General features: G+C 70.0%; 14 protein-coding genes and 1 pseudogene. 8 read left to right on the top strand and 7 right to left on the bottom strand.

Annotated elements, in window-relative coordinates; all coding sequences use genetic code 11:
• Positions 1–350: 350 nt before the first annotated feature.
• Positions 351–859 (bottom strand): annotated as a pseudogene (locus FPZ41_RS14375) (STM4015 family protein); the annotation flags it as partial.
• Between the two features lie 149 nt (positions 860–1,008).
• Positions 1,009–2,097, bottom strand: coding sequence for a redox-regulated ATPase YchF (gene ychF, locus FPZ41_RS14370; protein WP_322620220.1), 1,089 nt, complete (start codon positions 2,095–2,097; stop codon positions 1,009–1,011).
• A gap of 577 nt (positions 2,098–2,674) precedes the next feature.
• Here ychF and FPZ41_RS14365 point away from each other — a divergent pair.
• Positions 2,675–3,181 (top strand): DUF6542 domain-containing protein, encoded by a 507-nt coding sequence (locus tag FPZ41_RS14365; protein ID WP_228022726.1) that lies wholly within the window; start codon positions 2,675–2,677, stop codon positions 3,179–3,181.
• 129 nt (positions 3,182–3,310) lie between these two features.
• On the opposite strand, the gene ppgK is transcribed toward FPZ41_RS14365, so the two are convergent.
• Positions 3,311–4,054: a polyphosphate--glucose phosphotransferase gene (gene ppgK / locus FPZ41_RS14360; RefSeq protein ID WP_152862627.1), complete on the bottom strand. Its 744-nt coding sequence runs from the start codon at positions 4,052–4,054 to the stop codon at positions 3,311–3,313.
• A gap of 90 nt (positions 4,055–4,144) precedes the next feature.
• The gene (locus FPZ41_RS14355) at positions 4,145–5,161 is read right to left on the bottom strand and encodes a 4-hydroxy-3-methylbut-2-enyl diphosphate reductase (protein ID WP_152862624.1); all 1,017 of its coding nucleotides are present in this window, start codon (positions 5,159–5,161) and stop codon (positions 4,145–4,147) included.
• Between the two features lie 123 nt (positions 5,162–5,284).
• On the opposite strand from FPZ41_RS14355, the gene xseA reads away from it, so the two are divergent.
• Together xseA and FPZ41_RS14345 are read left to right on the top strand one after the other, a co-directional pair.
• Positions 5,285–6,493: an exodeoxyribonuclease VII large subunit gene (xseA, locus tag FPZ41_RS14350; RefSeq protein WP_152862622.1), complete on the top strand. Its 1,209-nt coding sequence runs from the start codon at positions 5,285–5,287 to the stop codon at positions 6,491–6,493.
• A 10-nt stretch (positions 6,494–6,503) separates the two neighbouring features.
• Positions 6,504–6,758, top strand: a complete 255-nt coding sequence (locus tag FPZ41_RS14345) for an exodeoxyribonuclease VII small subunit (protein WP_152862620.1) — start codon at positions 6,504–6,506, stop codon at positions 6,756–6,758.
• Between the two features lie 267 nt (positions 6,759–7,025).
• Here the strand turns inward: FPZ41_RS14345 and FPZ41_RS14340 are convergent, their stop codons facing one another.
• Positions 7,026–7,541 (bottom strand): DUF4245 domain-containing protein, encoded by a 516-nt coding sequence (locus tag FPZ41_RS14340; protein WP_322620219.1) that lies wholly within the window; start codon positions 7,539–7,541, stop codon positions 7,026–7,028.
• 125 nt (positions 7,542–7,666) lie between these two features.
• Between FPZ41_RS14340 and glpX the strand changes: the two genes are divergently transcribed.
• Complete coding sequence (glpX, locus tag FPZ41_RS14335) at positions 7,667–8,701, top strand: class II fructose-bisphosphatase (protein ID WP_152862618.1); 1,035 nt, start codon at positions 7,667–7,669, stop codon at positions 8,699–8,701.
• A 160-nt stretch (positions 8,702–8,861) separates the two neighbouring features.
• Here the strand turns inward: glpX and FPZ41_RS14330 are convergent, their stop codons facing one another.
• Both FPZ41_RS14330 and FPZ41_RS14325 read right to left on the bottom strand, forming a co-directional pair.
• Positions 8,862–9,236: a WhiB family transcriptional regulator gene (locus tag FPZ41_RS14330; RefSeq protein ID WP_131561659.1), complete on the bottom strand. Its 375-nt coding sequence runs from the start codon at positions 9,234–9,236 to the stop codon at positions 8,862–8,864.
• Positions 9,237–9,400: 164 nt separating this feature from the next.
• A complete protein-coding gene (locus tag FPZ41_RS14325) occupies positions 9,401–10,105 on the bottom strand; it encodes a DUF1707 SHOCT-like domain-containing protein (protein WP_322620218.1) in 705 nt (234 codons plus the stop codon).
• Positions 10,106–10,309: 204 nt separating this feature from the next.
• On the opposite strand from FPZ41_RS14325, the gene FPZ41_RS14320 reads away from it, so the two are divergent.
• The 4 genes from FPZ41_RS14320 to FPZ41_RS14305 all read left to right on the top strand — a co-directional run bounded on the left by FPZ41_RS14320 (position 10,310) and on the right by FPZ41_RS14305 (position 18,279).
• A complete protein-coding gene (locus FPZ41_RS14320; protein ID WP_152862616.1) occupies positions 10,310–12,001 on the top strand; it encodes a fumarate hydratase in 1,692 nt (563 codons plus the stop codon).
• 476 nt (positions 12,002–12,477) lie between these two features.
• Entirely contained in the window at positions 12,478–12,894 is a 417-nt protein-coding gene (locus FPZ41_RS14315) for a hypothetical protein (RefSeq protein WP_152862614.1), read from the top strand.
• Positions 12,891–16,757 carry an nSTAND1 domain-containing NTPase gene (locus FPZ41_RS14310; protein WP_152862612.1) on the top strand — a complete coding sequence of 1,289 codons (3,867 nt, stop codon included), beginning with the start codon at positions 12,891–12,893 and terminating at the stop codon, positions 16,755–16,757. Before FPZ41_RS14315 ends, FPZ41_RS14310 begins: the two co-directional genes overlap by 4 nt.
• Positions 16,758–16,875: 118 nt before the next feature.
• Positions 16,876–18,279 carry a class II fumarate hydratase gene (locus FPZ41_RS14305; protein WP_152862644.1) on the top strand — a complete coding sequence of 468 codons (1,404 nt, stop codon included), beginning with the start codon at positions 16,876–16,878 and terminating at the stop codon, positions 18,277–18,279.
• Positions 18,280–18,322: the final 43 nt, after the last annotated feature.

The following is an 18,322-nucleotide window of genomic DNA, read 5'->3' as shown; positions in this document are numbered from 1 at the left end:
GCGAGCAGGATGGTCCGCGCCCGCAAGTATGCCGGACGCGTTCGCCCTTCGCTTTTCGTTCCGACTGATTGACACCGACAAGTTGCCGCGCCTGGCCGGGAATTCACGGAGAGCTTTCCTGTTGCTGCCACCAGAGCGAGCCCGATCGATGGGCAGCAGTGTGCCGTCGAGGATGACGAACGCCTAGTGAGCTGCTGCGCGCACAGCGGTGGCGAGGTCGGCGGCCGTATCGAAAGCGCCTCCACGGCCTCTGATACGTATCGACAGGTTGATCCCCCGTTCAGCCTGAGCCCCGGCAGGCGGCGGGAGTCCTCGACCTCCTCGGTCCACACCATGGCGGTCACGGGGCCTCAGTAGCTGAGTGGTCCCACGGAAATGTGGCGCAGGACGGTGCCGTCGTCTTTTTCGTACCACTCTGCGTCGGCCGGGTCGAGGTCCACCTCGACACCCTCGGGCCGAGGAGGGCGGCGGCGCCGTCGTCACCCCGGGTGCCCATGGACAGGTCGAGCACCTTCAGCCGGGCGACCACTGGGGCGGTCGCCACCGCAACGGCTACCTCGTCCTGAATCTCGCTGTTGCGCAGGGCCAGGTGCCGCAGCCGAGGCAACCGGGCACCGGACAGAATCGGCTCAAGGTCGGCCGCCGCACAGTCCGCACCGTCGTCCGAGCCTCCCAGCCACAGTTCAAGGTGCTCCAGCGCGGGCAGTTCGCTCGCCCCCGCACCGCGTACGACGTCAACCGGCAGACCACTGCTTTCCACGACCAGCCTGCGCAGCGCGTCGTGGCGCAGGGCGGGGAACCTCAGTTTCAAGGTCTCCCCCATGCTGATGTCCTCTCCTGCGCGCACGCGGAATTCCTCACGCTCGACGCGGAACACCAACGGCAACGTCAGTAACGACGATGTTAGTAACATGCAGCACTGCACAGGAAAGGGCAGGGACCCGACCGGGACGTGTCGGGCCCCTCCTGACCTGAGCATTCGCCAAAGGCGACGTGATGGAACTGCGCCTAGACGTTGAAGCGGAACTCGACCACGTCCCCGTCCTGCATGACGTAGTCCTTGCCCTCCATGCGGGCCCTGCCCTTGGCGCGGGCCTCGGCGACCGAGCCCGTTTCCACGAGGTCCTCGAAGGAGATGACCTCGGCCTTGATGAAGCCCTTCTGGAAGTCGGTGTGGATGACACCGGCGGCCTCGGGGGCGGTGGCGCCCTTCTTGATGGTCCAGGCGCGGGACTCCTTGGGGCCGGCCGTCAGGTAGGTCTGCAGGCCGAGGGTCCTGAAACCGACGTGGGCGAGGGTGGCGAGACCCGGTTCCTCGGCGCCGACCGACTGGAGCAGCTCCAGCGCGTCCTCCTCGTCGAGCTCGGCGAGGTCCGCCTCCAGCTTGGCATTGAGGAAGATCGCCTCGGCGGGGGCGACCAGGGTGCGCTGCTCGTTCTTGAAGTCCTCGTCGACCAGTTCGTCCTCGTCGACGTTGAAGACGTACAGGAACGGCTTGGTGGTCAGCAGGTGCAGGTCGTGGAGGAGCTCCGCGCGCTCGCTGCCCTGGACGATGCCATGGGCGAACAGCGTGTCGCCGCTGTCCAGGATCTCCTTGGCCTCCTCGACGGCCTTCACCTTCGGGGCGATGTCCTTCTTGATCCGCGACTCCTTCGTCAGGCGCGGAAGGACCTTCTCGATGGTCTGGAGGTCGGCGAGGATCAGCTCGGTGTTGATCGTCTCGATGTCGTCCTTGGGCGAGACCTTGCCGTCGACGTGCACGACGTTCTCGTCCTTGAAGGCACGGATGACCTGGCAGATCGCGTCCGACTCACGGATGTTCGCCAGGAACTTGTTGCCGAGGCCCTCGCCCTCGCTGGCGCCGCGCACGATGCCCGCGATGTCGACGAAGTCGACGGTCGCCGGGAGGACCCGCTGGGAGCCGAAGATCTCGGCCAGCTTGGTCAGACGGGGGTCGGGAACGCCCACGACGCCGACGTTCGGCTCGATCGTGGCGAACGGGTAGTTGGCCGCCAGCACGTCGTTCTTGGTCAGGGCGTTGAACAGGGTCGACTTGCCGACATTGGGCAGACCGACGATTCCGATCGTGAGCGACACGTTGCGACTTCCCGTACGTGAGGACTGAGCAGCTGACTTGTCGGGCCCGGGTCCTTCTGCGTTCGCGTGGTGCGTTCCTGGGTGCGCGGGCCGATCCACCAGTCTACGGCGTAGCCGCACCCGTCCCGGCGGCCGTATCGAACGCTTGGCCAAGCTCTACGCAACCGCGTGTCAGAGCGGCCGTTCAGCACATAAACCGACCTAAGTTGGTCCGGTGGAGCAACACAGGACGCGTCCCCCTCGGCCCCGACCGCGCCGTGACACGCCCCTTCCGCCCCAGACGGGCAGAGCGGGGGCCGCTCCGGGACGGTCGGGCAGTCCGGGCAGGCCGACGGGACCGGCGGGCGCCCGGTGGCCAGGAGCGGACGCCGCCCGGTGGCCTGGGTGGCCAGCGGCCGACGCCCGGGGTCCGGGCGCAGGCGCGGGCGCGGGCGGACGGGAACCCGGCGCGCACGGGCGCGGGCATGCGGAGGCCGCGCAGATGCCTGGCGCCGGTGTGCCGGGGCGCGCTCCGGGCGTGCGTAGGCCGAGGCCGGTGGGCGGACTCGTGGCCCCTGCGGTCCGAGCCGTACGGCGCATGCCGAACCCCCGACTCACCAGGCTCGGGGGCGGACTGTTCTGTGGCGCGGCGATGGTCACCCTGGGCTGCCTCGACCGGCTGCTGCTCGGGGCCTCGATGACCGTGTACGGCGTGGTGTTTCTGCTGGTCAGTGCGTTGACCGCGGTGTGGGTGGGGCAGGGTGACCTGGTCACCCCGCCCGTCGTCGTGCCGATCGCCTTCGCCGTCGGGCTGCCTCCCGTCATCGAGAGCGACGGCGGCCTCGCCGGGCACCTGGTGGGCCTGGGCACCGCTCTCGCCACACAGGCGGGCTGGCTCTACGGCGGCACGCTCGTCGCCGGTGTCATCGCGACGCAACGCAAGATCCGCCTGATGAACCGCCGCGGATCCCTCCGTGAATCTCTCCGCGGATCCCTCGGCGGATCCCTCGGCAGCGGCCCGGGACACCCCGGCCTCCAGCCGGATACGGGACCGGAAGGTCCGACCTCCGAACCGCAACGCCGTCTGGCCCGGGACGCCGTCTGACAGGCATGCCGTCCAGCAGGGACGCCGCCCGACAGGGGCGCCCGCCCGACAGGGGCGCCGCCCGACAGGGGCGCCCGCCGTACACACGGTCGCGCCGAGCACAGCACTCCGGCCTTCGGCCAGTGGAACCTACGTCCTCGCCGCCCGCATCGCCGCTCCCACGATCCCCGCGTTGTTCTGCAGCTGGGCCGGAACGATCTCCGCCCTTATGCCCTCGATCAGCGGCAGGAACTTCTGGGCCTTGCGGCTCACTCCGCCGCCGATGATGAAGAGCTCGGGCGAGAAGAGCATCTCGACGTGGGCGAGGTACCCCGTGACGCGCCGGGCCCAGTGCTCCCAGGTCAGCTCGTGGTCCTCCTTGGCCTTGGTGGACGCGCGCTTCTCCGCTTCGTGGCCGTTCAGCTCCAGGTGGCCCAGCTCCGTGTTCGGCACGAGGACGCCGTCCACGAACACGGCACTGCCGATGCCGGTGCCGAAGGTGAGCAGGATGACCGTGCCCCGGCGGTCCCGGCCCGCGCCGAACTCCACCTCGGCGACGCCCGCCGCGTCCGCGTCGTTGATCAGCGTCACCGGGCATCCGCCGAGGCGCTCGCCGAGCAGGGCACTGGCGTCGAGGTCTATCCAGGCCTTGTCGACGTTGGCCGCCGAACGGGTCGTGGTGCCGCCGGTGACCACTCCGGGGAACGTGATGCCGACCGGCCCCCTCCACTCGAAGTGGTCGACGACCTCCTTCACGCCGTCGGCCACCGCGTCGGGCGTCGCCGGGTGCGGGGTCAGCACCTTGAACCGCTCGTGCGCCAGGTCGCCCCGGTCCAGGTCCACGGGAGCACCCTTGATCCCGGATCCACCGATGTCCACGCCGAAGATCTGCATAGCCCTACGTTACGTCGTACGACGTAACGTGACGTACCGGTGCCGGGTTCACGGGCCGCAACCGCGCAGAACCCTCACTTCTACTACGTGCTACTGCCCGGTGGTGTCCCGGCCCGTGCGCTCCGCCACCAGGCTCGCCGCCTCCGCACGCAGGTCCTTGCGCAGTTCCTTCGGCAGGGAGAAGACGATCGACTCCTCGGCGGCCTTGACGAGCTCGACGTCCGCGAAGCCGCGCTGCGAGAGCCACTCCAGGACCTCCTCGACGAGGATCTCGGGCACCGATGCGCCCGAGGTGACACCGACCGTGGAGACGCCCTCGAGCCAGGCCTCGTCGATCTCGTCGGCGAAGTCCACGAGGTATGCCTCGCGCGAGCCCGCGAGCTTGGCGACCTCGACAAGCCGCTTGGAGTTGGACGAGTTGCGCGAGCCGACGACGATCACCAGCTCCGCCTGTGCGCCCATCTGCTTCACGGCGAGCTGACGGTTCTGCGTGGCGTAGCAGATGTCGTCGCTCGGCGGCGAGACGAGCAACGGGAACTTCTCCTTGAGCGCGCCGACCGTCTCCATGGTCTCGTCCACGGAGAGCGTGGTCTGGGAGAGCCACACGACCTTGGACGGGTCGCGGACCTCGACCTTGGCGACGTCCTCGGGGCCGTCGACGAGCGTGATGTGGTCCGGCGCCTCACCGGAGGTGCCGATGACCTCCTCGTGGCCCTCGTGCCCGATCAGGAGGATGTCGAAATCGTCGCCGGCGTACCGGATGGCTTCCTTGTGGACCTTGGTGACCAGGGGGCAGGTCGCGTCGATGGTGGCGAGGCGGCCGCGCTCGGCCTCCTCGTGGACGGTCGGCGCCACGCCGTGCGCGGAGAACATGACGATGTTGCCCGGGGGGACTTCCTCCGTCTGCTCGACGAAGATCGCGCCCTTCTTCTCCAGGGTCTGCACGACGTACTTGTTGTGGACGATCTCATGGCGGACGTAGATCGGGGCCCCGTACTGCTCCAGGGCCTTCTCGACGGCGATCACGGCGCGGTCGACTCCCGCGCAGTAGCCGCGGGGGGCGGCGAGGAGGACACGGCGGCCAGGCGAAGCAGTCATGCCCACCATCGTAAGGCCGCGCAGGGCGGGCCGAAGTTGGCGGGGCAGCGCGGGCGGGAGCCTTCGCCTGTGGCTACCGGTTCACGCCCGGGAGCAGCCGGAATGTCAGTCGCCCCCACTACTCTCGGGCGCATGGCACTGACTACGTCCGCGGACGCCCCGCTGCCCGTCGGCGAGGTGTCGCGGCTCATCGGAGGGTGGATCGACCGGCTCGGCGCGGTGTGGGTCGAGGGGCAGATCACCCAGTTGTCGCGGCGCCCGGGTGCGGGCGTCGTCTTCATGACGCTGCGCGACCCGTCGTACGACATCTCCGTGAGCGTCACCTGCTACCGGCAGGTGTTCGACGCGGTCGCCGACATCGTGAGCGAGGGCGCGCGCGTCGTGGTGCACGCGAAGCCCGAGTGGTACGCGCCGCGCGGGCAGCTGTCCCTGCGCGCCGCGGAGATACGACCGGTGGGTGTGGGTGAACTCCTCGCCCGGCTGGAGCAGTTGAAGAAGTCCCTCGCCGCGGAAGGGCTGTTCGCGCCCGAGCGCAAGAAGCCGCTGCCCTTCCTGCCGCAGCTCATCGGGCTCGTCTGCGGGCGGGCATCGGCGGCCGAGCGGGACGTCCTCGAGAACGCCCGGCACCGCTGGCCGGCCGTCCGCTTCGAGGTGCGCAACGTCGCGGTGCAGGGCGTGCACGCGGTGCCGCAGGTCGTCCAGGCCGTCAAGGAGCTGGACGCACTCGACGACGTGGACGTGATCATCGTGGCGCGGGGCGGCGGCAGTGTGGAGGACCTGCTGCCGTTCTCCGACGAACAGCTCATCAGGTCGGTGGCGTCCTGCCGTACGCCGGTCGTGTCGGCCATCGGGCACGAGCCGGACAACCCCCTGCTGGACCATGTGGCCGACCTGCGCGCGTCCACGCCGACCGACGCCGCCAAGAAGGTCGTACCGGACGTCGGCGAGGAGTACGAGCGGGTGCGCTGGCTGCGGGACCGCGGGCGACGCTGCGTCGAGGCGCTCATCGACCGTGAGGAGCGAGGGCTGGCGCATGCGCTGGCCCGCCCTTCGATGGAGGACCCGCACCGCATGGTCGACGAGCGCGCGGACCAGGTCGCCGCGCTCCTCGACCGGAGCCGCCGCTGCCTCGGCCACCACCTGGACCGCGCCGACTCGGAGCTGGCGCACACCCACGCGCGCGTGGTGGCCCTCTCCCCGGCCGCGACGCTGAAGCGTGGGTACGCGGTGCTGCAGAAGGCCGACGGCCATGTCGTACGCGCCCCGGAGGAGGTCACGGACGGCGAGCCGCTGCGGGCCCGGGTGGCCGAGGGCGAGTTCACGGTACGAGTCGACACATAGGGTGAGGGACATGACCAGCAGCAGCACGAGCGAGACCAGCGAGGCGCTCGGGTACGAGCAGGCGCGGGACGAGCTGATCGAGGTCGTCCGCCGCCTGGAGGCGGGCGGTACGTCCCTGGAGGAGTCCCTCGCCCTGTGGGAGCGCGGCGAGGAGCTGGCCAAGGTCTGCCGGCACTGGCTGGACGGGGCACGGCGACGGCTGGACGCGGCCTTGGCCGAGGAGGAAGGGCCGGAGGCGGGCTCGGAGGGCGCGGGCGCCAAGTGACCGGCGCGGTGCGTTTCCGTCCCCCGGGGGCCCTGCGCCGGCAGGATCTGCCGCTGCGGACGGCGCCGACCACATCTCCTGGCGGTATACCTGGGACGGCGGCCAGTGGGCCACCCGGTGTCTGCACTACCCGCCGGAGTCGAACAGCCACTTCCTGAGCGGCGCGGGCACCCTGACCTGCATGAGGTGGGGCGGCGAGTGCTGACCTGAACACCCTTGTCGGCCCCCGGTCACGATCGGGGGCCGACGCGTGCCCCCGCGCACGCCTCACTCCGTTTGCAGCGCCTCCGCCATCTCCGCCAGCTGGGCGAACGGTGCCGACCCCGTGACCACCGTCGTCACTCCCTGGCCCTCCAGGACGAGGGCGTCGTAGCGCTCGCCCTCGTAGCGCCGCCACACCTGGTCGCCGATCTTCTGGGTGGACGTCTCCTCGGCGCGCTGGGTGGCGTCCTCGATGAAGGTGGACGGTTTCTGAGCGGACTGCTCGACCGCCACGTACTGACCATCGGGGTCATGGAAACCGAGGTGCCAGGCATCGAAGTTGTCGCCCTGGAAGCGGACCGAGGTCGCCTTCCAGCTCTGGGGCAGGCCCTCGGGCGCGGCCACCGGATAGGACGCCGCACGGCGTGCCGTCAGGAGCTCGACGCGGTAGTCGACCCGCTTGAGCTCGGGAGGCGTTTCGTCGTGCGGAACGAAAAGATAGATGACGCCGGCCGCCAGCACACTGACCCCGAGGGAGAGGACCATGTTGCGGACCGTCTGCTTGCCATTCTTGCCTGCCACGCCCTCATCGTCGCAGGTGCACCGGTCTGCTCATCCGTGGGGTCCCCTGCTCGTTTTGTCGGTCTGGCGATAGAGTCGATCCGAACCCTCATACGGCCGTCGTCGTATCAGAAAGGTGCGCTCCGATGACCGAGAACCATCATCTGCCGTCCGAACTCGAGGTGCCGTCCGAGGCCCCCGACCGCAACCTCGCCCTGGAACTGGTACGCGTCACCGAGGCCGCCGCCATGGCCGCCGGCCGCTGGGTCGGGCGCGGAGACAAGAACGGCGCCGACGGTGCCGCCGTACGCGCCATGCGAAGCCTCGTCTCCACCGTGTCGATGAACGGTGTCGTCGTCATCGGCGAGGGCGAGAAGGACGAGGCCCCGATGCTCTTCAACGGGGAGCGTGTCGGAGACGGGACCGGCCCCGAGTGCGACATCGCCGTGGACCCGATCGACGGTACGACCCTGACGGCGAAGGGCATGACGAACGCCATCGCGGTGCTCGCGGCCGCCGACCGGGGCACCATGTTCGACCCGTCGGCCGTCTTCTACATGGACAAGCTGGTCACCGGGCCGGAGGCCGCCGACTTCGTCGACATCAACGCGCCCGTGTCCGTCAACATCCGGCGGGTCGCCAAGGCCAAGCGGTCCGCGCCCGAGGATGTCACGGTCGTGATCCTCGACCGGCCCCGCCACGAAGGGCTCATCAAGGAGGTCCGGGAGACCGGAGCGCGCATCAAGCTGATCTCCGACGGCGACGTCGCGGGCTCGATCCTGGCGCTGCGCGAGAACACCGGTATCGACCTGCTGCTCGGCATCGGCGGTACGCCCGAGGGCATCATCTCGGCCTGTGCGGTCAAGTGCCTCGGCGGCACCATCCAGGGCAAGCTGTGGCCGAAGGACGACGGAGAGCGGCAGCGCGCCATCGACGCGGGCCACGACCTCGACCGCGTGCTGACGACGGACGACCTGGTCTCCGGTGAGAACGTCTTCTTCGTGGCCACCGGCATCACCGACGGCGAGCTGCTGCGCGGTGTGCGCTACCGCGCGGAGACCGCGACGACCGACTCGATCGTCATGCGGTCGAAGTCCGGCACGGTCCGCCGCATCGACTCCGTGCACCGGCTGAGCAAGCTGCGCGCGTACAGCTCGATCGACTTCGAACGAGCCAAGTAGCTCCGCCCGTTTGGACGTTGGGAACTGCGGACCGTGGGTCACAGCGGCTAGTCCGTGGCTGGTCGCGCAGTTCCCCGCGCCCCTTACGGGGCGCCCCTGTGCGGAGGGGTGCCCCTTGTTCTGGAGGAGTCTGGAGGAATCCCGAGGAGTCCGGAGGAGTTCAGGACGCGGCGGCCACGCGGCTCGCCGAGGCCGCCTTCTTCAGCTCCAGCTCGCGGCGGCGGCGCCGGGCCAGGACCACACGGCGCTCGGCGGCGGTGAGGCCGCCCCAGACGCCGTACGGCTCGGGCTGCAGCAGCGCGTGCTCGCGGCACTCGACCATGACGGGACAGCGGGCACAGACCCGCTTCGCCGCCTCCTCGCGGGAGAGCCGGGCCGCGGTGGGCTCCTTCGACGGGGCGAAGAACAGTCCGGCCTCATCGCGTCGGCACACCGCCTCCGTGTGCCAGGGGACGTCCTGATCCCTGTCTCGCGCTGGCACCCGCTGGGACGGAACAGCAGCGACCTGCAGGGACGAATGGGACGGTTGCAGCACGGTCTACTCCTGACGACGGCTTCGCGAGCGAGAGACGATGCAGCAAGGCCTACCCGTTGTGCGCGGGCCTAAGCGTGGAGTTCCGAACCGCTGGGTTCCGAGGGCGACATGGAGCGAAAGACAGTGAGTACAGGGCCTTCCGAGGTGAAAGAGATTCGCAAACGTCAACGATCCAGGTGTTTGCGCAAACTGCTGTCGACCTTGCGCGTGACGTGGTCGAGCAGGTCGGCGATCACCTTGCCCCGCTTGGGCCTCGCCTCCACGCTGCCCAGTACGGCCAGCCCGTCCACATAGACCACGGGCGCGTCGGGCTCCCCCGAATCCAGCGTGTCCACCTCGAAGCTGCCGAGGACGCCGCCGCCGCTGCCCCGCAGCGAGACGTTCTCCGGGACGCGGACCTCCACGCTGCCGCATATCGAGATCGCCTTGATCATCACCTGGCGGTGCTCGAAGAGCGCCTCGCTGAGGTCGATCTCGACGCTGCCGAATATCGCGTACGCGTGGATGCGGCGGCCGGCCCGCCAGCGGCCCCTGCGCAGCGAGGAACTGAAGACCGCCACCAGATGCTCGTCCGGGTCTACCGGAATCGCGCCCGGCGAGGGCCGGCTGGGCGCCGCCGCGTACGCGGCGGCCCTGCCATTGCCATGGTGGGCGGCGGGCAGGTCCCGTATGAACACCTCCAGCTCGCCGACGGTCTTGGCGGCGAGCACGCCCTCGACCCGCTCGGCGTGCTCATCGGCGGTGAGGCGGCCCTCGGCGAGGGCGTCGCGCAGGATGTCGGCGATGCGGTCACGGTCGGCGTCCGAAGCGCGCAGTTCGGAAACGCGCGCTACGCCGACCTGCTGCTGGGCGCTCTTCTGAAGGTCCACGGCAGCAGCGTACCGAAACGCGATAGATCGCGACTACCCCTCGTCCGGGCCTGTGGAAAACCCGTCCTGTTTCCCAGCCTGTGGAAAACCCCGGTTCTCGCACTGAGCCTTACCTCACAGACTCCCTGTCGGCGACAGGTTCTACGCTGGTGAGGCCTGCCGGTGTCGGCGGGCGGCCGTCTGCCGAGTGAGGAATGGGCTGAGATGCCGCGTAGTTCCCCCCCGTCCAACCCTGAGTTCGCGTACACCGATCTGCTCCCCATGGGAGAGGACACCACCCCGTACCGGCTGGTGACGTCCGAGGGTGTCTCCACTTTCGAGGCCGACGGCCGGACGTTCCTCAAGGTGGAGCCGGAGGCGCTGCGCAAGCTCGCCGAGGCGGCCATCCACGACATCCAGCACTACCTGCGCCCGGCCCACCTCGCGCAGCTGCGCCGCATCATCGACGACCCCGAGGCGTCGGGCAACGACAAGTTCGTGGCGCTGGACCTGCTGAAGAACGCGAACATCGCGGCGGCCGGCGTCCTGCCGATGTGCCAGGACACGGGCACGGCGATCGTGATGGGCAAGCGCGGCCAGAACGTGCTGACCCAGGGCGCCGACGAGGAAGCGCTGAGCCGCGGCATCTTCGACGCGTACACCCAGCTCAACCTGCGCTACTCCCAGATGGCTCCCCTGACCATGTGGGACGAGAAGAACACCGGCTCCAACCTCCCGGCCCAGATCGAGCTGTACGCGACGGACGGCGGCGCCTACAAGTTCCTCTTCATGGCCAAGGGCGGCGGCTCCGCCAACAAGTCGTTCCTCTACCAGGAGACGAAGGCCGTCCTGAACGAGGCCTCCATGATGAAGTTCCTGGAGGAGAAGATCCGTTCACTGGGCACGGCCGCCTGCCCGCCGTACCACCTGGCGATCGTCGTCGGCGGCACGAGCGCGGAGTACGCGCTCAAGACCGCGAAGTACGCCTCCGCGCACTACCTGGACGAGATCCCGGCCGAGGGCTCGCCGCTCGGTCACGGCTTCCGGGACAAGGAGCTGGAGGAGAAGGTCTTCGAGCTCACGCAGAAGATCGGCATCGGCGCCCAGTTCGGCGGCAAGTACTTCTGCCACGACGTCCGGGTCGTCCGCCTCCCCCGGCACGGCGCCTCCTGCCCCGTCGCCATCGCCGTGTCCTGCTCCGCCGACCGCCAGGCCGTCGCGAAGATCACCGCCGAGGGCGTCTTCCTGGAGCAGCTGGAGACGGACCCGGCGCGGTTCCTGCCGGAGACGACGGACGAGCACCTCGACGAGTCCTCCGACGTAGTGAGGATCGACCTCAACCAGCCGATGGACGCGATCCTCGCCGAGCTGACCAAGTACCCGGTGAAGACGCGGCTCTCGCTCACCGGCCCGCTGGTCGTGGCCCGTGACATCGCGCACGCCAAGATCAAGGAGCGGCTGGACGCGGGCGAGGAGATGCCGCAGTACCTGAAGGACCACCCCGTGTACTACGCGGGCCCGGCCAAGACCCCCGAGGGCTACGCCTCCGGCTCCTTCGGCCCGACGACCGCCGGCCGTATGGACTCCTACGTCGAGCAGTTCCAGGCCGCGGGCGGCTCCAAGGTGATGCTGGCCAAGGGCAACCGCAGCAAGCAGGTCACGGACGCGTGCGGCACGCACGGCGGCTTCTACCTCGGCTCCATCGGCGGCCCGGCCGCCCGTCTCGCCCAGGACTGCATCAAGAAGGTCGAGGTCGTCGAGTACGAGGAGCTCGGCATGGAGGCCGTCTGGAAGATCGAGGTCGAGGACTTCCCGGCGTTCATCGTCGTCGACGACAAGGGCAACGACTTCTTCCAGGACCCGGCGCCGCAGCCGACGTTCACCAGCATCCCGGTGCGGGGTCCTGGCCTGGCCTGACGCAGCCCCAGCGCCCGTAGAAAGCCCCTGGCCGTCAGTCGGGGGCTTTCGCCGTATCCGCCCGTTCCCCTAGGAGTTGTCGTCACCTTTCACGCTCGTAGCAGCAGGGACGACAGGATGACGGCGGTCTGGTGTGAGTCGGCGGTCGCGTCGTGATTGATCACGCAGGCATCGTGCGGAGGTTCACGCGAGCCGAACAAGTCAAACCCTTCTTCCAGGACCTGCCTCCACAGCCGACGTTCACGACGGTTCCCGTGCGGGCCCTGGCCGGCGCGACGCCCCAACTCCCCGGCCGGACCCATCGCGAGGCGCCGCGCACCGGTCAGGCGCCGAGGCCGCATTCACTGTTCCCCCACAGCCATGCCCTCGCACAGCCGGCCTTGTTTTCCCCACACTGGGCACAGAGCAACTGGCAGACTACGCACCGCAGTCGACTGAGCAGTGCACACCAACCACGCACGGAACGGGGGACACTCATGGAGGACCAGTTGGCCGTGTTGGCGGCGACGGCCGCCAACACGGTGGTGAGTTCACTCTCCACAGACGCCTGGGAACGGGTGCGAGAGCTGGTCGTAGGCGTGTGGCGGCGGCACCGCCCCGACGAGGAGGCCACCGCCGTGTCCGCGACGGATGCCGCCCTCGACGTACTGCGCGACTCTCCCGGCGAAGCGGAGGAGTCCCGGCTCGTCGCGGCCTGGGAGGAGCGTTTCCGCGCCCTGCTCGCCGCCGAACCAGCGGCACGCCAGGCACTCACCGTCCTGGTCGATGAACTCGCAGGCGAGCAAGCCGAACAGGACGACACCCCGGCGCAGCGCATCGAGATGCGAGCCGAGGCGAAGGACAGCGGAATCGTCTATCAGGCCGGGCACGACATCCACGTCAACCGGCCATGACCTCCCCGGGCCACGCCGGCGAGCGGCCGGCGCCGGTCGTGCTGCGCGCCGAGGCGACCGAGCACGGCATCGTCTACCAGTCCGCGCAGAGCATGATCGTCGTACAGGGCGATGTGAACAGTCACCGGCACGAGCACTACCACCACGCCGGTGAGGAATACGACCGGACGACCAGCCCGGCGACGGTCCATGTGTGCCCGTATCCCGGCATGCGCGCATTCCGGCTGGACGAGGCGGAGTGGTTCTTCGGGCGGGAGGACGTGGTCAGCCAGTTACTGACCCGGCTCCGAGGATGCCTGACCGAGCACAAGCCGCTGGCCGTCGTCGCGCCGTCCGGTGCGGGCAAGTCCTCGGTGCTGCGGGCCGGGCTGCTGTGGGAGCTGGCCAAGGGTCAGGTGGAGGGCTCGTCCCAGTGGCGGCAGTTGCTGTTCACTCCGACGACCGACCCGCTCGGGGCACTGTCGACCGGGCTCGCGCAGGTCGCCGGGGTCGAGGAGGCGGTGGTCAGGGAAGCCATGGGGAATGAGCCGCACGCGCTCCCCCAGCTGGTGCGAGCGCGGCTCCGCCTGGCCCCTGGTGAACGGCTGGTGCTCGTCGTCGACCAGTTCGAGGAGCTGTTCACGGCCTGCGAGGACGAGCCCGCGCGGCACCGGTTCGTGGCGGCGCTCGCGGCACTGACCGAAGGCACCGAAGCCGCGGAACCCGTCGCCCTCGCCGTCTACGGCCTGCGCGCGGACCACTACGGCTCCTGCCTCGCTTTCCCGTATCTTCGCGACGTCCTGGACACCCATCAGGTCATCGTCGGCCCGATGGACGAGCGGGAAGTACGCAAGGCCGTGACCCTCCCGGCCGCCCGGTGCGGCCTCAAGCTCGAACAGGTGCTGGTGGACCTGATCCTGAGCGACCTGCGCGGCACGGCCTGGCGGGACGAGAACACCGCTTACGGCGCCGGTCAACTGCCTTTGCTGGCCCACGCGTTGGAGCGCACATGGCTGGGGCGCAGGGGCGACACCCTGACCGTGGGCAGTTACCGCGACACCGGAGGCATCCACGGCGCGATCGAGACCACCGCGCAGAACGTGTTCCGGCAGCTGACCCCGGCCGCCGGGTCGGCCGCGCGGCCGTTCTTCCTCGGCCTGGTCAGGATCGACGAGAACGGTGAGGTGTCCCGTCGCCGCCGCACCCTCCGCGACCTGCGCCGTACGGCCACCGACCCGATGGCGGTCGATGAACTGGCCGGCCGATTCACCGATGCGCGGCTCCTCACCCAGGGCGTCGCGCACGGGGAGGCCACCGTGGAGGTCACCCATGAAGCGCTGCTGTGGGCCTGGACGGAACTGCGCGACTGGATCAAGGCGGCCGGTCAGCACGACGTGGTCCGCCAGGAAGTGGAAGACTCCGCCTCCGTCTGGGACACAGCCGGGCGTGGCGACTCCACGCTCCTGTACCGGGGCACCCGGCTGGAACGGGCCCGAACCTGGGCCGCGGACCACCAGCACGACGTTCAGCCCCTGGCAGCCGCGTTCCTCACCGCCTCGCAGCGGCAGCACCGGCGCGCCCGGCTGATCCGGCGCGGCGCGATCGCGACGATCGTCGTCCTGGCGCTGCTCGCCTCGGGACTGGCGGCCTTCGCCTTCGACAGCAGGAGCGACGCGCTCGCGCAGCGCGACGCCGCGATCTTCAACCGGGTGACCGCCGAGGCAGACCGCCAGCGCGAGACCAACAGCGCCCTCGCCGCGCAACTCGACCTCATCGCGTACCGAATGCGGCCGACGGCCGGGCTGAGCACGCGGCTGATGCAGGGGGCGGGTGCGGTTCATGCCACGCCGCTGCCGCAGCGGTTCGACACCGTGTACTCGGTCACGTTCGGTCCGAAGGGCCGGCTGGCCACGGGCACGGGCACGCTGCGGATCTGGGATGTCTCGGATCCCGGCCGCCCGGCCCCGCTGTCCGGCGCGATCAAGCCCGGGAGCGGGCCGACGGCACCGACCGCGTACAACAAGCGGGGCGATCTGCTGGCGGTCGGCGACGCCGGAAACCTGCAGATGTACGACGTCTCCGATGCCCGGCGCCCGGTGGCTCTCTCGACCCTGGTGCCGGTGTCCAAAGGGCCGGTGTGGAGTCTGAGGTTCAGTCCTGACGGGCGGACGCTGGCCGTGTCGACGTACTACCTGAGCGGTGCAGTGGCGACCGGCACCGTCGAGTTGTGGGACGTGGCCGAGCCGAGGCGGCCGCGGCGGCTGAGCACCGTCCACTCCGTCGAGGGGCAGGTCATCGTGTCCACCGCCTTCAGCCCGGACGGTGACACGCTGGCCGTCAGCGGCGGCACCGCGCCGGGCACCACCCGGTCAAGGCTGCTCCGGCTGTGGGACGTCTCGGACCCGGCCCGCCCGAGGGCACTCGGCGGTGAGTTCGGCGGTCACACCAACATCGTCAACCGGGTGGCGTTCAGCCCCGACGGGCGGACGCTGGCCAGCGCCGGAAGTGACAACCGGGCCATCGTCTGGGACGTGTCCGACCCGCGCCGCCCGAAAGTGGTGAACACGCTGTTCCTCAACAGCCCGGTCATGTCGGTCGCCTTCAGCCCGGACGGGCGGATCCTGGCCACCGGGGAGAACTCCGGATCCGTCCACCTGTGGAACGCGGGTGCGCCCGGCAGCACCAGAGTGCTCGGCCCCCCTCTGCGCGGACACACCACCACGGTCACCGCACTCGCCTTCGACGCCACCGGGCGCACCCTCGCCAGCGGCGCGATCGACGGGAGGGTGCTGCTGTGGCGGCTGCCCGAGACGCTGCGCGTCATGAGCGCGGGCCAGGGCGTCGAGTCGATGGCGGTGACCACCGACGGACGGCTGCTCGCGGCGGCGTCCGGCAACCGGGTCACGCTCTGGGACGTCTCCGATCCCACCCGCCTGACCCCACTGGGCACGCTCCCGCCGTTGCGTGCGACCGCCAACGCCGTCGCCTTCCGGCCCGGTCCGTCCCGAAGTCCCCTGCTGGCCACGGGGGACGTCAGCGGCGACGTACGGTTGTGGGACGTGTCGGCTCCGGCTCGGCCGCTGCCGGTCGGACCGGCGCTGCCCGGCCAGACGAAACCGGTCGGGGCACTGGCCTTCGACACGGGAGGGCGTTCACTGGTCGCGAGCTCCCTGGTCGTCGGAGGCGACGTCGTGGGCGGGTTGCGCGTCTGGGACGTCTCCGACCCCGGCCGTCCCGACCCTCTCGGCGACGGCGAGGTGCGGGGACAGCGGATGCCGCTCAAGGGCCTGGCCGCCGCGCCCCAAGGGGGCTATTTCTACACTGCCGACACGACCGGCTACCTGCGGGTCTGGCACACGGCCGACGGCGGAGAGGCACCCTCCCTGACCGGTGAGGTGCTCAGCCCTCAGATCGCCTTCTCCCTCGCGGCCAGCCCCCGAGCGCGGCTGGTGGCGACCGGCGGCGGTGACAGCAAGGTCAGGCTGTGGGACGTCTCCCGGCCCCGCTCACCGACCGCCGTCGGGGAGCCCGTGCTCACCGGAGGCATCACGAACAGCGTCGGCTTCTCCCTCGACGGCACCCTGCTCGCCAGCGGGAACGCCATCGGCCAGGTCCGGCTGTGGGACGTCTCCGATCCGGCCCGCATCAGCGCGTACGGCTATCCGGTCACCGGCCACGGCGGGGCCGCGATGGCGCTGGTCTACGCCCCGCGAGGCGGCCACCTCATCACTGGCGGCGCGGATGGCACCGTACGTCTCTGGCAGACCGACACCGCCCGTGCGCGGTCGATGCTGTGCGCCTCGACCCGACACGCCATGACCGCTGCTCGCTGGAAGGAGTACGTGTCGCCGGACCTGCCGTACGAACCACCCTGCGGGGACTGACGGTCCGCGCGATCCTGAGAATACGAACCACCCTGCGGGGGCTGACGGTCCGCGCGATCCTGAGAACGGGAATAGGCCCCACTGACGACGCGCTCTCGTCTGCGGAGGTACGACAATGATGACGCCGACTGCCGACGACCAGGGCTACCGCATCGAGCACGACTCGATGGGTGAGGTGCGGGTTCCCGCGGACGCCAAGTGGCGGGCGCAGACCCAGCGCGCGGTGGAGAACTTTCCCATCTCCGGCCAGCACATCGAACGCTCCCACATCGAGGCACTCGCCCGGATCAAGGGAGCCGCGGCGAAGGTCAACGCCGGGCTGGGGGTGCTCGACAAGGACGTCGCCGGGGCGATCCAGCAGGCGGCCCAGGAGGTGGCCGAGGGGAAGTGGGACGAGCACTTCCCCGTGGACGTGTTCCAGACGGGGTCCGGCACCTCGTCCAACATGAACACCAACGAGGTCGTCGCCACGCTGGCGAGCGAGCGGCTCGGCAGGGACGTGCATCCGAACGACCACGTCAACGCCTCCCAGTCGTCCAACGACGTCTTCCCCTCCTCCGTGCACATCGCCGCCACCGCCGCCGTCACCCGGGACCTGATCCCGGCCCTGGAGCACCTCGCCGGGTCCCTGGAGCGCAAGGCCGAGGAGTTCGCGGACGTCGTGAAGTCCGGGCGGACCCACCTCATGGACGCCACACCCGTGACGCTCGGCCAGGAGTTCGGGGGGTACGCCGCGCAGGTGCGGTACGGCGTCGAGCGGCTGCGGGCCTCGCTGCCGCGGCTGGCCGAGCTGCCGCTGGGCGGGACCGCCGTGGGGACCGGCATCAACACCCCGCCCGGGTTCTCCGCCGCCGTCATCGAGGAGGTGGCCCGGGCCACGGGGCTGCCGCTGACCGAGGCGCGCAACCACTTCGAGGCGCAGGGGGCCCGGGACGGGATCGTCGAGACCAGCGGGCAACTGCGGACCATCGCCGTCGGGTTGACGAAGATCTCCAATGACCTGCGGTGGATGGCGTCGGGCCCGCGGACCGGGCTCGCCGAGATCCGGCTCCCCGACCTCCAGCCCGGGTCCTCGATCATGCCCGGCAAGGTCAACCCGGTGATCCCGGAGGCCGTCCTCATGGTCTGCGCCCAGGTCATCGGTAACGACGTGACCATCACCACCGCGGGTGCCTCCGGGAACTTCGAGCTCAACGTGATGCTCCCCGTGATCGCCAAGAACATGCTGGAGTCCGTCCGCCTGCTCACGAGCGCCTCGCGGCTGCTCGCCGACCGCACCGTCGACGGGATCACCGCCGACCGCGAACGGGCCCGCGAGTACGCCGAGTCGTCGCCGTCCGTCGTCACCCCGCTGAACAGGTACATCGGGTACGAGGAGGCCGCGAAGGTGGCCAAGAGGTCGCTGGCCGAGCGGAAGACGATCCGGGAGGTCGTGCTGGAGAGCGGGTACGTGGAGCGCGGCGACCTCACCGTCGAGCAGTTGGACGAGGCACTGGATGTCCTGCGGATGACGCGGCCGTAACCGATTCCCGCCATGGCGTGAACCTTGACGCCCACAGCAGCGT

The sequence above is a fragment of the Streptomyces acidicola genome (genome assembly GCF_009377235.1).
In the GTDB taxonomy this organism is placed as follows: domain Bacteria; phylum Actinomycetota; class Actinomycetes; order Streptomycetales; family Streptomycetaceae; genus Streptomyces; species Streptomyces acidicola.
The sequence above is the reverse complement of the archived record's forward strand: the minus strand, read 5'-3'. Positions and strand labels throughout refer to the sequence as shown.

What these genes read in the sequence shown, in the direction of transcription:
- FPZ41_RS14355 (WP_152862624.1), bottom strand. Translation starts at nt 5,161, where the DNA reads ATGGTGGGCATGACTGCTTCGCCTGGCCGCCGTGTCCTCCTCGCCGCC.
- ppgK (WP_152862627.1), bottom strand. Translation starts at nt 4,054, where the DNA reads ATGCAGATCTTCGGCGTGGACATCGGTGGATCCGGGATCAAGGGTGCT.
- FPZ41_RS14365 (WP_228022726.1), top strand. Translation starts at nt 2,675, where the DNA reads ATGCCGAACCCCCGACTCACCAGGCTCGGGGGCGGACTGTTCTGTGGC.
- FPZ41_RS14305 (WP_152862644.1), top strand. Translation starts at nt 16,876, where the DNA reads ATGACGCCGACTGCCGACGACCAGGGCTACCGCATCGAGCACGACTCG.
- FPZ41_RS14315 (WP_152862614.1), top strand. Translation starts at nt 12,478, where the DNA reads ATGGAGGACCAGTTGGCCGTGTTGGCGGCGACGGCCGCCAACACGGTG.
- glpX (WP_152862618.1), top strand. Translation starts at nt 7,667, where the DNA reads ATGACCGAGAACCATCATCTGCCGTCCGAACTCGAGGTGCCGTCCGAG.
- xseA (WP_152862622.1), top strand. Translation starts at nt 5,285, where the DNA reads ATGGCACTGACTACGTCCGCGGACGCCCCGCTGCCCGTCGGCGAGGTG.
- FPZ41_RS14345 (WP_152862620.1), top strand. Translation starts at nt 6,504, where the DNA reads ATGACCAGCAGCAGCACGAGCGAGACCAGCGAGGCGCTCGGGTACGAG.
- FPZ41_RS14320 (WP_152862616.1), top strand. Translation starts at nt 10,310, where the DNA reads ATGCCGCGTAGTTCCCCCCCGTCCAACCCTGAGTTCGCGTACACCGAT.
- FPZ41_RS14310 (WP_152862612.1), top strand. Translation starts at nt 12,891, where the DNA reads ATGACCTCCCCGGGCCACGCCGGCGAGCGGCCGGCGCCGGTCGTGCTG.